This window comes from Marinitoga lauensis (genome assembly GCF_004135675.1).
GTDB classification, from domain to species: Bacteria; Thermotogota; Thermotogae; order Petrotogales; family Petrotogaceae; genus Marinitoga; species Marinitoga lauensis.
The window spans coordinates 16,591-29,887 of the sequence record NZ_QHLX01000001.1 but is presented as its reverse complement, the minus strand read 5'-3'; the positions used below and the strand labels follow the sequence as shown (position 1 = coordinate 29,887).

At 23.1% G+C, this 13,297-nt stretch carries 16 protein-coding genes; 1 reads left to right on the top strand and 15 read right to left on the bottom strand.

From position 1 onward, the window contains the following. Positions 1 to 93: 93 nt before the first annotated feature. The 14 genes from DJ007_RS00120 to DJ007_RS00080 form a co-directional block, all read right to left on the bottom strand. The gene (locus tag DJ007_RS00120; RefSeq protein WP_129407812.1) at positions 94 to 1,626 is read right to left on the bottom strand and encodes an ABC transporter transmembrane domain-containing protein; all 1,533 of its coding nucleotides are present in this window, start codon (positions 1,624 to 1,626) and stop codon (positions 94 to 96) included. A 549-nt stretch (positions 1,627 to 2,175) separates the two neighbouring features. Then, a complete protein-coding gene (locus DJ007_RS14415; protein WP_165973916.1) occupies positions 2,176 to 2,316 on the bottom strand; it encodes a hypothetical protein in 141 nt (46 codons plus the stop codon). 253 nt (positions 2,317 to 2,569) lie between these two features. Beyond that, positions 2,570 to 3,043: a hypothetical protein gene (locus tag DJ007_RS00115; protein WP_129407811.1), complete on the bottom strand. Its 474-nt coding sequence runs from the start codon at positions 3,041 to 3,043 to the stop codon at positions 2,570 to 2,572. A gap of 137 nt (positions 3,044 to 3,180) precedes the next feature. Further along, positions 3,181 to 3,336: a hypothetical protein gene (locus DJ007_RS16575; protein WP_240739117.1), complete on the bottom strand. Its 156-nt coding sequence runs from the start codon at positions 3,334 to 3,336 to the stop codon at positions 3,181 to 3,183. Beyond that, positions 3,336 to 3,527 carry a hypothetical protein gene (locus DJ007_RS16570; RefSeq protein ID WP_240739116.1) on the bottom strand — a complete coding sequence of 64 codons (192 nt, stop codon included), beginning with the start codon at positions 3,525 to 3,527 and terminating at the stop codon, positions 3,336 to 3,338. Before DJ007_RS16570 ends, DJ007_RS16575 begins: the two co-directional genes overlap by 1 nt. Before the next feature lie 5 nt (positions 3,528 to 3,532). Then, positions 3,533 to 3,985, bottom strand: coding sequence for a hypothetical protein (locus tag DJ007_RS16565; protein ID WP_240739115.1), 453 nt, complete (start codon positions 3,983 to 3,985; stop codon positions 3,533 to 3,535). Then, positions 3,979 to 4,335: a hypothetical protein gene (locus DJ007_RS16560; protein WP_368359171.1), complete on the bottom strand. Its 357-nt coding sequence runs from the start codon at positions 4,333 to 4,335 to the stop codon at positions 3,979 to 3,981. Before DJ007_RS16560 ends, DJ007_RS16565 begins: the two co-directional genes overlap by 7 nt. A 171-nt stretch (positions 4,336 to 4,506) precedes the next feature. Continuing rightward, positions 4,507 to 4,740 (bottom strand): hypothetical protein, encoded by a 234-nt coding sequence (locus DJ007_RS16555; RefSeq protein ID WP_240739114.1) that lies wholly within the window; start codon positions 4,738 to 4,740, stop codon positions 4,507 to 4,509. Next, positions 4,737 to 5,135: an ATP-binding cassette domain-containing protein gene (locus tag DJ007_RS18500; RefSeq protein WP_206075969.1), complete on the bottom strand. Its 399-nt coding sequence runs from the start codon at positions 5,133 to 5,135 to the stop codon at positions 4,737 to 4,739. Before DJ007_RS18500 ends, DJ007_RS16555 begins: the two co-directional genes overlap by 4 nt. Before the next feature lie 94 nt (positions 5,136 to 5,229). Then, positions 5,230 to 5,463 (bottom strand): ATP-binding cassette domain-containing protein, encoded by a 234-nt coding sequence (locus tag DJ007_RS18495; RefSeq protein ID WP_206075968.1) that lies wholly within the window; start codon positions 5,461 to 5,463, stop codon positions 5,230 to 5,232. A 438-nt stretch (positions 5,464 to 5,901) separates the two neighbouring features. Next, positions 5,902 to 6,783: an ATP-binding cassette domain-containing protein gene (locus tag DJ007_RS00095; RefSeq protein WP_129407810.1), complete on the bottom strand. Its 882-nt coding sequence runs from the start codon at positions 6,781 to 6,783 to the stop codon at positions 5,902 to 5,904. A 149-nt stretch (positions 6,784 to 6,932) separates the two neighbouring features. Beyond that, a complete protein-coding gene (locus DJ007_RS00090) occupies positions 6,933 to 7,502 on the bottom strand; it encodes an ABC transporter transmembrane domain-containing protein (RefSeq protein WP_129407809.1) in 570 nt (189 codons plus the stop codon). 131 nt (positions 7,503 to 7,633) lie between these two features. Continuing rightward, a complete protein-coding gene (locus DJ007_RS00085; protein WP_129407808.1) occupies positions 7,634 to 9,076 on the bottom strand; it encodes an ATP-binding cassette domain-containing protein in 1,443 nt (480 codons plus the stop codon). Between the two features lie 2 nt (positions 9,077 to 9,078). Then, on the bottom strand, positions 9,079 to 10,353 hold the full coding sequence (locus tag DJ007_RS00080) for a radical SAM/SPASM domain-containing protein (protein WP_129407807.1): 1,275 nt from the start codon (positions 10,351 to 10,353) through the stop codon (positions 9,079 to 9,081). A gap of 404 nt (positions 10,354 to 10,757) precedes the next feature. On the opposite strand from DJ007_RS00080, the gene DJ007_RS00075 reads away from it, so the two are divergent. Further along, positions 10,758 to 12,392: an IS1634 family transposase gene (locus tag DJ007_RS00075; protein WP_129407806.1), complete on the top strand. Its 1,635-nt coding sequence runs from the start codon at positions 10,758 to 10,760 to the stop codon at positions 12,390 to 12,392. Between the two features lie 60 nt (positions 12,393 to 12,452). Here the strand turns inward: DJ007_RS00075 and DJ007_RS14410 are convergent, their stop codons facing one another. Further along, positions 12,453 to 12,599, bottom strand: a complete 147-nt coding sequence (locus tag DJ007_RS14410) for a hypothetical protein (protein WP_165973915.1) — start codon at positions 12,597 to 12,599, stop codon at positions 12,453 to 12,455. Positions 12,600 to 13,297: the final 698 nt, after the last annotated feature.

The window sequence follows — 13,297 nt, the reverse complement described above, 5'->3', positions numbered from 1 at the left end:
TTTATATGTTTTATCAAAAATCTATAGTGAGGATTTAAAAGGTTTCATTATATTAATTCTAAATTGCAAAAACAGTATAGAAGATTTATGAGCTTATAGTGTTTCACTTTCTACATTGTTAATTGTATCTATACGTAATTTTTCATCAAATAGTTTGTGGAATTCTTTTTCTCCGTGTAAGACCATTATTAAAGTCTTATTTTTTGTTTTTTCCAATATTAAATCTATTATCTTCTTTTTACTATTTTCATCTATGTTTGTGAGTGGTTCATCAAAAATATATGCTACACTTTCATTTTCAAGAGTTAATCCTATTCCAACTTTTTGTTTTTCACCTGCTGATAATTTTGATGCTTCTTTTTCCTTTAATTTTTCCAATCCTAATTTTTTTATTATTTCTTCATTTTCTATTAATTCAGTTACTTTTAATTCAGGTAATTCTAATGGTGCGGTTAATGACAATACTTCTTTCGGTCTTATTATTTTTCCATTATCTGGAGCTAGATGCCCTGATATTATATCCAATATTGTTGTTTTTCCACTTCCATTAGGTCCTACTATTAACATTTTTTTATTTAGTTCTATATTTAAATCTTTTATGTCCAGTATTTTTTTATTTTTATATGACAACTTGATATTTTCCAGTTTTATTTTATTGTCTATTTCATAATATCTTTTATCTTTTAATTCTAATAATTTCGTTATTCTTTCAAGTATTTCTGAAAACCTTTGTAATTCCGGTACTGACTGTATTATTCCAAATAGTGATGAAACTGCTCTCCAGAATGAGTTTATTATTGCTACAAATCCACCAAAACTTAATTTTCCTATTAATACAAAGTATCCTGCAACAATTAATGAAGTTGCATCTGCTGAGTTCCTTATTATATCTCCTAATACCTGTGCCGATTTTATTGCTTTATGACTTTCATAACTACTATTTAAATATTCTTCTAAATACTTTCTATGTTTGAATGCGCTTTTTTCAAATATCCTGATAAATGTTTTTAATATTTTGAAAGCTTTTAATGTATTGGTTAAATAATTAATATATTCTCCTTCTTTTTCCCTTTCTATTGCCGTCTTATCTCTTACTTTTTGACTGACAATAGTCGATATATACATTAATGGTGGAACTATTATAAATAATATCAATGATGCTTTCCAGGATATATAAAACATGGCAATTAATAATGCTATTTCCGATATTATCATTGATACTATAGTTAAAATCATTTCAATATATGGAACTATTCCTTCTTGAACATCTTTATGTATTGAATTTACAAAATATCCAAAACCCTTTTCTTTATATTCTTTCAAATCATGGTTTAAAGTTTTTTCTAATAATTCAGATTCCAGATTAAGCACTATTTTATTTTCAAACTTTTTCTTCCAGAGACTGTGTATATAGAACAATATTACAAATGTTATTCCCAAACCAAGATAAATAATACTGAGTAATACAAATTTTTTGAAATTCATTTTCAATATTGCTTCGTCAAACAACCATTTAACCATTAATGGTTGTATTAATCCCTCAAAAAAACTTAATGCTGATGTGAAAATTAAAAGGATAATAAACTCTAATCTTTTATTTTTTATTATCTTCAAATATTTTTTCATATTATCCCCTTTCGAATTTGATTATATTTTTAAATTTAAAATATTTTCACTTTTCATTGTCATTAATATTCAGTTAAAGACTTAAAACTCTTAATGATTTTTATCATATTATAATAAATATTGTTTTTATTTTCAAATTCATTTCTAATATTTTTCTACTAGTTCGGATAAATATGTATCAATAAAAATTTTTCAATATTTCTATCTGTATAACTTTCTAAATCACATCCTATCATTTTTTACTGGTAATTTAAACGTTAAAATAAATCCTAAAAAAGTTGTTAGAAAAGAAAATAATAACATAATCGATGGATTTATTTCCCATAAATATCCAGATAAAAATATCCCATACTTGAAGAGATTAAAGAAACTACACTTATTATTCCCCAATATTTTTCAATTTTTTCATTTGAAAACGTTTCAAAAGATATGTGCTATTGATATTTGCAAATGCCATTTGAACTGAAGTAATTAAAATACCTATAACAAACAGAATTTTGTTATTTATACTAAACAAATATAATACTATTAAATATAAAAATGTGTTTATTATATATATTTTTTCTTATTGAATTTATCTATTATTATTCCACCTATTAAAGACATAAAAGCAGAAAAAAATATTGAAGATGAAAATATATAATATATTCCACTATCACTTATTCCATATTCTTTTCCAATTAATGGCATGTATGTCAGGCTACTTGTTCCAAGAATTATTATTGTACTAACAACAATATAATAAAGAAATCTTTTTTCGATCTTAAATATATTTACTAATTTATTTGCTGAGTGTTTATTTTTTTATTCTCCGAATATGATAAATTAACTCCATTTAATTTTTGTATACTCTTTAAATTCAATATTAAGAAAACAAATAGAATAATATACATAAAAGAAAGATTATTATAATTATTGCTTATATCAATAATTTTTCCTGTAATTAATAATCCTGTGAAACACCCAATATATAAAAATACGTCCTTATACCAAAAGTGATTCCTAATTTATCTTCTGGTGTGTTTATTGCCAGGATAGGATTTATAATTACATTAAAAACACTTGTAGAAATAAGAAAAAATAAAAAATAAAAGAGGATAAGATACACATTCCTTAATATGATTGAGAAAACATTTAATAAAATATTGGTAAATAATACAAAATATAATATTTTTATCTTTTTATCCATTCTTATATTTGAAATTGGTATAATAATAATAGATCTCAATATTTTACTAATTGATATTAATATTCCTAAATAAACTATGTTTATTTTATATTTTTCAAAAAACAATGGCATCGTAATCTCTAAACTATCATGAATCATAAAATAAAAAAAGAAAAGCATATTTATAGAAATGGTAATTTTATTTATATGCATAAAATAGTTTCTTTTATTTATTATTTTTTCTAACATATATACACCTCTTAATGAAAAAACATTATTATATCTGATTTTAAATAAACAATATAAAAAATCTTCAATTTTCATTTAAAATTAATCTATAAATATACAGGAATTATATTTTATGATTTTCAACTATTTTCATAATGTTAAAAACCTTGAATTCCCTGTTTTCTGGATTTTTTCTCCAATATTTTGAAAGAAATTATTCCGATTAACAAATAGCTAAAAGATAATATTATTAATATCATATATTCCAATTTTATATCTGTAATAGTATTTGTGTTCATTAATAAGTGTCGCATTATATCCAATCCCCAGCTAAAAGGAAATATATATGATATTCCCTCAAAAATGCCGGTAAAATCGTTATTGGGAAAAACATTCCTCCTATTAAAGGTGCAGCGTTTCCCATTAAACTAACCAGTTCATCTCCATCTTTGAATAATAATGTAACACCAAAAAAGAAAAAAACAAAGCCAAATGATGCCAGCATAGAAATTATAAATACAACAATTGCTCCCAAAAATTAAAAATATTAATTGTTGTTATATTTGAGATTATTGCTAATATTATTATTGGTATTGATTCTAAAGTAACTTTTAATATTCCTAATACTGACCATCCGAATATATAACCCAATGGACTTACAGGCATCAGAAATATTTCTTCTAATTGTCCTATTTTCATATAATGCCTTAATGTGAATATTACTCCCCATAATATTTCTATATAATTCCAATATGCTGCACCAATTAAAACATATCCAAATATGTTTTTCGTATTTGTATTTCCATAAAAAAATTGTGCTAACCCGCTTTTTTCACCAAAAATATATAATAAAAAAACCGGTATTATTGTCAATAGCGGTGTAAAAAAAGCTCCATACCAATCTATTTTATATTTTCTTGCTGTTAAAAAGTTTGCTTTTGCAAGATATAGGCTATTTACCATGATTCCCACTCACCTTTTTCACGTGTATATCTTTCCACTTTTTTCAACATTAATATTCCTATAATCAAATATAAAAAACTTATTATTGTTAATATTAAAAGCATATATATACTTTTATTATCGACACTTCCATTTTGAATAATATTTCTTCCTATAGATATTAAGTAAGTTAGTGGGATTATATATGATATCGCTTTTATATATATAGGATAATAATTTACAGGACTGGTCATTCCAGAAAGAAGCCCTATAAAATACTGAAGTGTATAATTAATACTTCCTATTTTCTTTTTCCATAAAGCTAATGCGGCAAAGAATATTGAAAAAAAGGTTATGTATATACCGCTCATCAATAATAGAATAAATATCCATATACTTATTTTTATTGTTATTCCAGATATTGAAAAGAATATTAATGTAAATATAGTTAAATAAATATTTGTGAGAAAAGTATCAATGCTTTTTGAAAATAAAAATTTTAACGAAGATATAGGGATATTATTATAGAAATTAATGTACCTTCAGCCTTTCTTCTCCAAAACCATCTCCAACCCCCAAAAGTATTGATTTAACCAATACCATAATAATGTTCCAATTAATATGCTTTCAGAAAAGTCAATTTTATTAAATAATTTAGATGTGAATATATACGGTCCTATCATGAAAAATGGAGTTAATGCCATATTTATCCATATGAATTTATATTTTTTTCTTATAAGCCAGTCTTTCTTTACCAGAGTCATTAATTCTTTCATGCTAATTCCTCGCTTTTTACTATATCTTTAAAATATTCATAAATATTATCGTTCTCTTCTTTTATATCTCCAAATCTTGTTTTTAATTTAAATGTTCCTTCTTTTAATAAATATATATTTGTATCTTCTGAAAAAACATGAAGAATATGACTGATCATAAAGATGGTTAATCCGTTATTATTTAATTCATTTAAATATTCTATCATTTCATATGTTGCTTCTGGATCAAGGCCATTTAGTATTTCATCTAAAAATAATACTTTCGGCTCATGAATAAGTGCTTTACATAACATTAATTTCTTTCTCATTCCTGTTGAAAAATTCTCAACTGGTCTATCTTTAAATTGAGAGAGATTGAATTTGTCAAGTAAAAAATTAATTTTTTCCTTTCTCAATTTCTTTTTACTCCATATATACCACCAAAAATATCTAAATTTTCATAAGCAGTTAATTTCCAATATAAGCTTCTTTCGTTGGTAAGAACCACTCCTATTTCTTTTGATAATTTTTTCCATTCTTTTTTACATCACGATTAAGCACTTTTATATCACCTTCATCAGGTAATAATAAACCTATTGCAATTTTTAATAATGTACTTTTCCCACTTCCATTTTTTCCAATGATTACCGCAAAGTCACCTTTATTAATTGAAAAATTTATATTTTTCAAAACTTCTAAATCTTTAAATTTTTTCTTTATATTTTTTGCTTCTATTATTTTCATGTTGTCCCCCTTTCGAATTTGATTATATTTTTAAATTTAAAGTATTTTTTAGCTTCTTATTGCTAATAATATTCAGTTAAGAACTTAAAACTCTTAATGATTTTTATCATATTACAATAAATATTGTTTTTATTTTCAATTTACAATAATTTTATCAAAAAAACAATAACATTAATATAAATTCTGTGTGAATTTTTATTTTATTAATTTTAATAAATTTACATTTTTATTATATCGACTGATTTATTTATATTGTTAATTTTTTATTTTATTGTGGCGTATTGTGTTGTTGATCATTAAGATTTATATTGAAGATTTCTGAAAAACTGGTTTGTGTTCAATTTTATAAATCCGAACTAATATTCTGGTTCAGAACATTGAAATTTAAGATCAGGCGATGTTGTTGAATGAAGAATTTTTATTAATCCTAATAACTTTTTAAATAGAATAGTTTGAATATTTTTCAATGTCTACAATTTTTCCTATTTTGCTTATATCTTTATCATGCGTTGATATTATTACAATTTTATTTTTTAAAAACTTATTTAATCCATCAAGAATCTTCTTCTTAGTTTTTTTATCAACACCATTTAAAGGTTCATCAAGTAATATTATTTCTTTTTCTTTAGCTATTAATGCTCGTGCAAGTAAAATTCTTGATTTTTGTCCTCCAGATATATTATTTCCATTTTTTTCTAAATTATAATCAAGAGGGATATCTTTTAATTTAAGAAAGTCAAGTATTTCCCTTATTTTTTCTTTATCTATATTTCTTCCCAAGGATATATTTTCATATACACTCTCATTAAATATATAATCATTTTGTGTCATATAAGATATTTTGTCAGTTATATCTTTAATACCTATATCATTATTATTGTTTATTTTTATTTCACCTTTTCCTATTTCTTTTCTTCCACTTAAAATATCCAATAAAGTTGTTTTTCCTATTCCACTTTGTCCTTTTATTATTATAATTTCATTTTTATATGCAGAAAATGAAAGATTTTCAATTAAATTAGATCCATTATATCCATATGATAAGTTTTTAACTAAAATATTATTTATTTCTTCTTTAGGTTTTTTATAGGATTTTCTTTTATTATCTTCAATATATTCTAATAAAATATTTTTGGTTGAGAGAGCTCTTGATATATCTGATGTAATTATTGATAATTGTTGAGCTATAATAAATATTGTTCCAGAATAATTTAATATCATCTGAAATGTTCCAATTGTAATTATTCCAGAAATTAATTGATATATAGATATTATCAATATCATTGAAAAAGATATTGTTCTTATATATTCTGGCATCATATTAATATATATATGGTTAATCGAATATGCTCTTGTATTTTTTTCTGTAAATTCATCAAAGCCTTTATTTTGTTTTTCAAAAAAATATTTGATTTTATTATATAAATATAAATCTATACGTGCTTTTAATAGATTTTCGATTTTTGCTTTTAATTCTCTTTTACTATTTTGAACTTCCTGAAATCCTTTTGAATTTTTTTAAAAGCTATTTTAAAGTAAAAAAATATGCTTATGAGATAAAAAATTATTATTACTGTATATAATATATTTATCTTGAACATTATATATCCTGAAATAAGTATATATAATGTATATAATGATGTTATTACTATCCTTGGTTGCATTATGGATAAAAATGTTTCTATATCATCAAATATTAATGTCTGAATATATCCTACCCCTTTTTCGGATATTTTTTCGCTCTTGTTATTTATTATATTTTTTAATAATTTTTTTCTTAATTCTTTTTCTGAAGAAATTTCTGTATATGTTGATAATATTCCACTTATTAATTCAGTAATTTCTGATATTATATATATCAAAAATAGTGTTATAATCATTTGAATTTTTATATCTTTATTATTAATAGTATAATCAAGTATCTCTCTTATTTGTAATGGTATTCCAATTTGAAATACCATTGATAACACTCCAAATATTACAGCTAAAAAGAAAATAATCAAATTTTTATATCCGACATTTTTTAATAATTTCCACATAGTCTCACCTTATAAATTTATGATTTTATCCGCTATTTTGTCAAGAATGTTTTCATGGCTTATTACTATACACATCTTTTTTTCTTTTATTTCCTCTATTATTTTTATTATTAAATTCTTATTGTATTCATCTAAATTTGTAAATGTTCATCAAATATTACTATTTTTGAATTGTCAATTATTGTTCTTCCTATTAATATTCTTTTTAATTGTCCTCCAGAAATATTTTCACCATTAAAATCAATTATATAATCAATATTTTCCTTGAATTTATTTAAGGCTATTCTGTCAAGTGTCTCAATTATTTGCTCCCTTCCATAATTTCTTCCAAAATCTATATTTTCTTTTATAGAACCATATACAGAAGAACTATCTTGCATTAATACTTTTATATTATTTTTTATATAATTAATATTCTGCTTTTTTATATTTATTCCATTTAATTTTATTTCACCAGATTGTGGTTCTATAATTCTTAATATCATTTTTATCAATGTACTTTTTCCTCTACCGCTTTCTCCTTTTATTACATACAATCCTTTACCGGATAATTTTAGATTTAAATTTTCAAATATTGTTTTTTTGTCATTATATTGAAAATTTATATTTTTTAATTCTATTTGAGGATTTTCTGTTATTTCTAATATCCTTTCAATATTTTCATTTAATTCTATTTCTTCAATTTTATCTATTTCTTTCAACTTATTTCTACTAACCTTTATTCTTTTATATTCATTTATTAGAAATTTAAAAACTTCTATTGGATCCACAACATTTTCTTTGAGTTCAAATATCATAAAATATGTTCCTAATGTTATCAAACCATTTTTTATATCCGTTAATAGCATATAAATCATAATTACATTAAAAAAAATCATTATTAAAGTATTGATTTGATTCAAAAAGGCATATTTTATATAATATTTCATATGTTCTTTTATATTTTCATTCTCATATCGTTCTTTCATTTTATAAAATTTATCAAATACATTATATTGAGAAATTGATTTATATCCAGAAATAAAATCCATTTGATTATCTACAAGTTTTTTATATTTTTCATTAACTTTGTCATATTTTATCTTATGGTGTAATTGTAAATTTAAAGCTATTAAGATTATATAAATTAAGGATAATATAAAATATTTTTCTCCTGCAATATATCCTATAAGGCCAAGCGATATTATACTTATTATCAGTCTTCCATAAAACATAGCAAAAAATATTTGATTTGGTTCAACGTCATTATATGTATCATCAAATATCATGTTTAGCAATGTCCCATTATCAAAAAGTTTTTTCTTGTCATGTAATGATTTAAATAAGTATAATTTTATTTTTTCTTTATAAAATATAGGCCATATATGTCTATTTGCAACTCCAAAATATAATAATAGAGTTAATTCAATAATTAATATTATTGAATACAAATATGCTCCATATAACGACATTTGAGGATTTTGTGTAATCATATCTATTATCCATTTAAGTAATAATGGTAATAATACAGCTTTCACAACTCTTAATAATATTTCAAATAAAAACAATAATCTATTTTTTAACTTCAAATCCATTTTTACACCTCTAATTCCACTTCTATCGCTTCTTTAAGATAATATTTTTCTGGAATACAAAAATCATTTTTCTCTTTTATTTTTCTTGCATAGGCACAACCACCAAAACAAATAGGAAGTAAGTTACATTTTCTACACTCTTCAAATTCAAAAACATCTCTATTTCTGCTATATAATTTATTATATAATTTTTTATTTGTTATTATTAAATTACCTTTTAGATCAAGATATCCCATATTATTTTCATTATTAAGTGGTTCTATTCCCGTACATATTGTAATCTTACCATCTGGTGTAAATGTAAAAGTATTTGGTAATCCTGCACTGCAACTATATAATGGATTTTTAAAAAAGCTAGAAATTTCAAAACCTTTTTCTTTCGCTTTTTTTAACAAATCATATACATATTTATCGTTATTTGCATTTTTTTCTTGTTCTGGATTATTAAATATTCCTACAATAGAAAGAAAATAATTTATATTTTTGAATTTGTACAAATCATCAAAATCTTTTTTTGTAAAATCTTCATCAATATTTAATCTATAAACGACGTTAATATTTTTAATTTTTAAATTATCTAACTTTTTTAAATTTTTTATTATAATCTCATATGAACCATTACCCGATTTAAAAGGTCTCTTTTTATTATGTCGCTTTTTTGAACCATCCTGTGTTATTTGAATATTAATATGTTCAGAAACTTTTGATAGTTTTGTATAAAATTTCTCATCGAAGATCGAACCATTTGTTACTATATTCGCAATTAATTTTATATTTTTATTATTTATTATGTTATATACAGATTCTGAAATTTTAAAAATTTTATCCTTTAATAACATAGGTTCTCCACCGAAAAACGTCAAGACAACCGACTTAATGTTTGAATTTATTTTGTTTTTTATAAAATTAATTATAGCATTTTCATAAATATCCGATATATGAATTCTTTGATGATTTTGATAGCAATATGAACAATTAAAATTACAATAATGGGTTAGAAATATTTTAATTATTAAATTTTCATTAATAAATGATTCGTAATATTTTTTTAATAAATCTAATTCGTTTATATCATCCTCTACTAAAAATTTATTTTCTATTAATAATTTATAAAAATTTTTATTAGTATTTTTTAGAAATTCATTAGGAGAAATCAATAATTTCATTAGTTCTTTTTCATAGTAATTATCAAATATAACAAGAGAATGGTATAATGTATTAAATAATATTATTTTGTCATCTATTTTTTTATATATTGTATATTTTGATTTTTTCATAAGATCACCTCTAAAAAACTAAATATTAATTTTAATTGGTTTTAACTATGTAGTTTGTTCTATATCATTCTAACTAGCATGGAGGGAATACTCCCTCCTATTAAAAATTTTATTTGCCATTGCAATTACAATTTGTATTTGTACATCCATCATTATTAGTGAAAATACTTGATAATTTTGGTCTAGGTTTTTTTATTACTTTTACACCTTGCATTTTATCCCTCCTTTCAATTATATTTTCCTGCCTTTGACAGCAATTTGGCGATTTTAAGGGAAATGGAACGGTAGAATGCGGGTTTGAGGCGTGTATTTTTCAGGAAGTCGAAAAATTGTGTGGCTAACTTTTGTTACAGAGAATTAACTATAATTAGTAATATATTAGTCCTTTTGGTGGTATAATATATATGACAACCACTGAAAGGAGATGTTTTAAAATGTATCCTAAAATATCAAAAGTGAAAGGAAAAAGATATTTAAGGATAATGGAAAGCAAAAGAGAAAATGGAAAAGTGAAACAGCATACAGTAATAAATTTTGGAAATATAGATAAGTATAGTAAAAAAGATATAACAAAACTTGTAGATAGTCTTTTTAAAATATTTGAAATAGATGAATATGAAAAAATAGAAGATGATTTAATGGAAGAAATAGCAAGAAGAAATTACGGAGCCAAAGTAATAGTAAATAAGATATTTGAAAGATATGAGATGAAAAGATATTTTGAAAGACTGGATAAAGAAATAAAATACAATGCAGAAGAAATGTTAAAAATAATGGTGATGAATAGAATAGTAGAACCGAAGAGTAAATTGGGAATATTTAATAATTTAGAGTATTTTGGATATAACAAAGTGGAAGTTAAAAAAGAAAAAGACCTGGAAGAAAAAGATGTAATGTTGCACTGGTTATACAGAACATTGGATATATTAGCAGATAATAAAGAGTCGATAGAAAAACATATGTATAATCAAAGGATAAGTTTGTTTAATACAACGGTAGATTTAGTATTTTACGATGTAACAACATTAGCGTTTGAAACACAACAAACAAATGAAATATTACAAATGGGATATTCAAAGGATAAGAAATTTAATGAGTCGCAAGTAGTATTAGGGATGTCAATAGATCAGGATAGAATGCCAGTTAGTTTTGATATATATGCAGGAAATACATTTGAAGGGCATACATTTAAAGATTCAATAGAAAAAATGAAAAAAGAATATCAATTAGGAAAAGTAATAGTAGTAGCAGATAGAGGAATGATGAGTAAAAAAAATATAGAAGTAGTAGAAAATTCTAATTATGAATTCATAGTAGGAAAATCAATAAAACAGTTAAAAAAAGTAAATATATTTGAAGGAGAATTCATAGAAATAGCAAAAGGAATAAAATATAGAGAAGTAGAATATGAAAATAAAAGATTACTCATAATATATTCAGAAGAAAGAGCCAAAAAAGACAGAGCAGATAGACTACGATTAATAGAAAAAGCGAAAAAAATGTTAGAAGAAGGAAATATAGATTCAAAAAGTAAAAGAGGAGCGAAAAAATATTTAAAAGAACAGAACAAACAAAATTATATATTGGACATAGAAAAAATAGAAAATGATGAAAAATACGATGGATACTATGGAATAATAACAAACACAAAACTATCGCCAAAAGAAATATTAGAACAATATCATACATTATGGAAAGTAGAAGAAACATTCAGAACATTAAAAAATTATCTTGAAACAAGACCGGTATTTCATTGGACACCGAAAAGAATAAAAGGACATATTGTAATGAGTTTCATATCTTACATAATTCAAAGAACATTAGAATTAGAACTGGAAAAAAATAATATTGAATACTCTCATGAAAAAATAAGAGAAGCTATAAAAAAAATGGAATACTCTGAAATAAGATTAAAAGACAAATTATTTGCATTAAGAGCCAATTTAAACGATTTTCAAAAAGCCATATTAAAAACATTAAAAATAGAAAAACCGAAAAAAATGATGGAATTAGATGAATTTAAAAAAATAATCTCCTAAAACACGCATGAAAAGCCAAAAAGGAGGAGGTGTGTGGCTAATTTCTCTTTTTATAAAAAGTTAACAATAGCTATTTTTTTGAATAATTCTACTTTTTAGAATTTTGTTGATAATAATAGTGTCAAACTCAGGAGAATGGTATAATGTATTAAATAATATTATTTTGTCATCTATTTTTTTATATATTGTATATTTTGATTTTTTCATAAGATCACCTCTAAAAAACTAAATATTAATTTTAATTGGTTTTAACTATGTAGTTTGTTCTATATCATTCTAACTAGCATGGAGGGAATACTCCTCCTATTAAAAATTTTATTTGCCATTGCAATTACAATTTGTATTTGTACATCCATCATTATTAGTGAAAATACTTGATAATTTTGGTCTAGGTTTTTTTATTACTTTTACACCTTGCATTTTATCCCTCCTTTCAATTATATTTTCTTCCAGTACTGGATTTTAACAACCGGTTGAAAAATTTTTATTTAATTTTATTTTACAAAACAACATTGTATTACAAAAGTGTCATATGCTATAATATTAATGAACCAATTGAGCATAGAGCTGCTTTTTATTCAGAAACTTCAGTTTGAGTTTGAGGATTGGTTGAATGAGTAGTTGAATTATTTTTATCACCACCATATACCATCGTTGAAGATAATATTATGATTGTCATTATTAATATAATTATTTTTTTTCATTTTTTCACCCCCGCATTTATCTTAGCATTTCTCATATGACTGTCAAGTGTTTCTTTTGTAGCCTGAAATTAGCTTTTTATAAATATTCTAAACCGTAACATCGTTTTTAATCGATGGTAATATTTTAGACATATAACTTCAACTTCTGAAATTCTTTGTTTTTGATATTTTCATATTTTGAAGTAATTATTTTGTAATAAT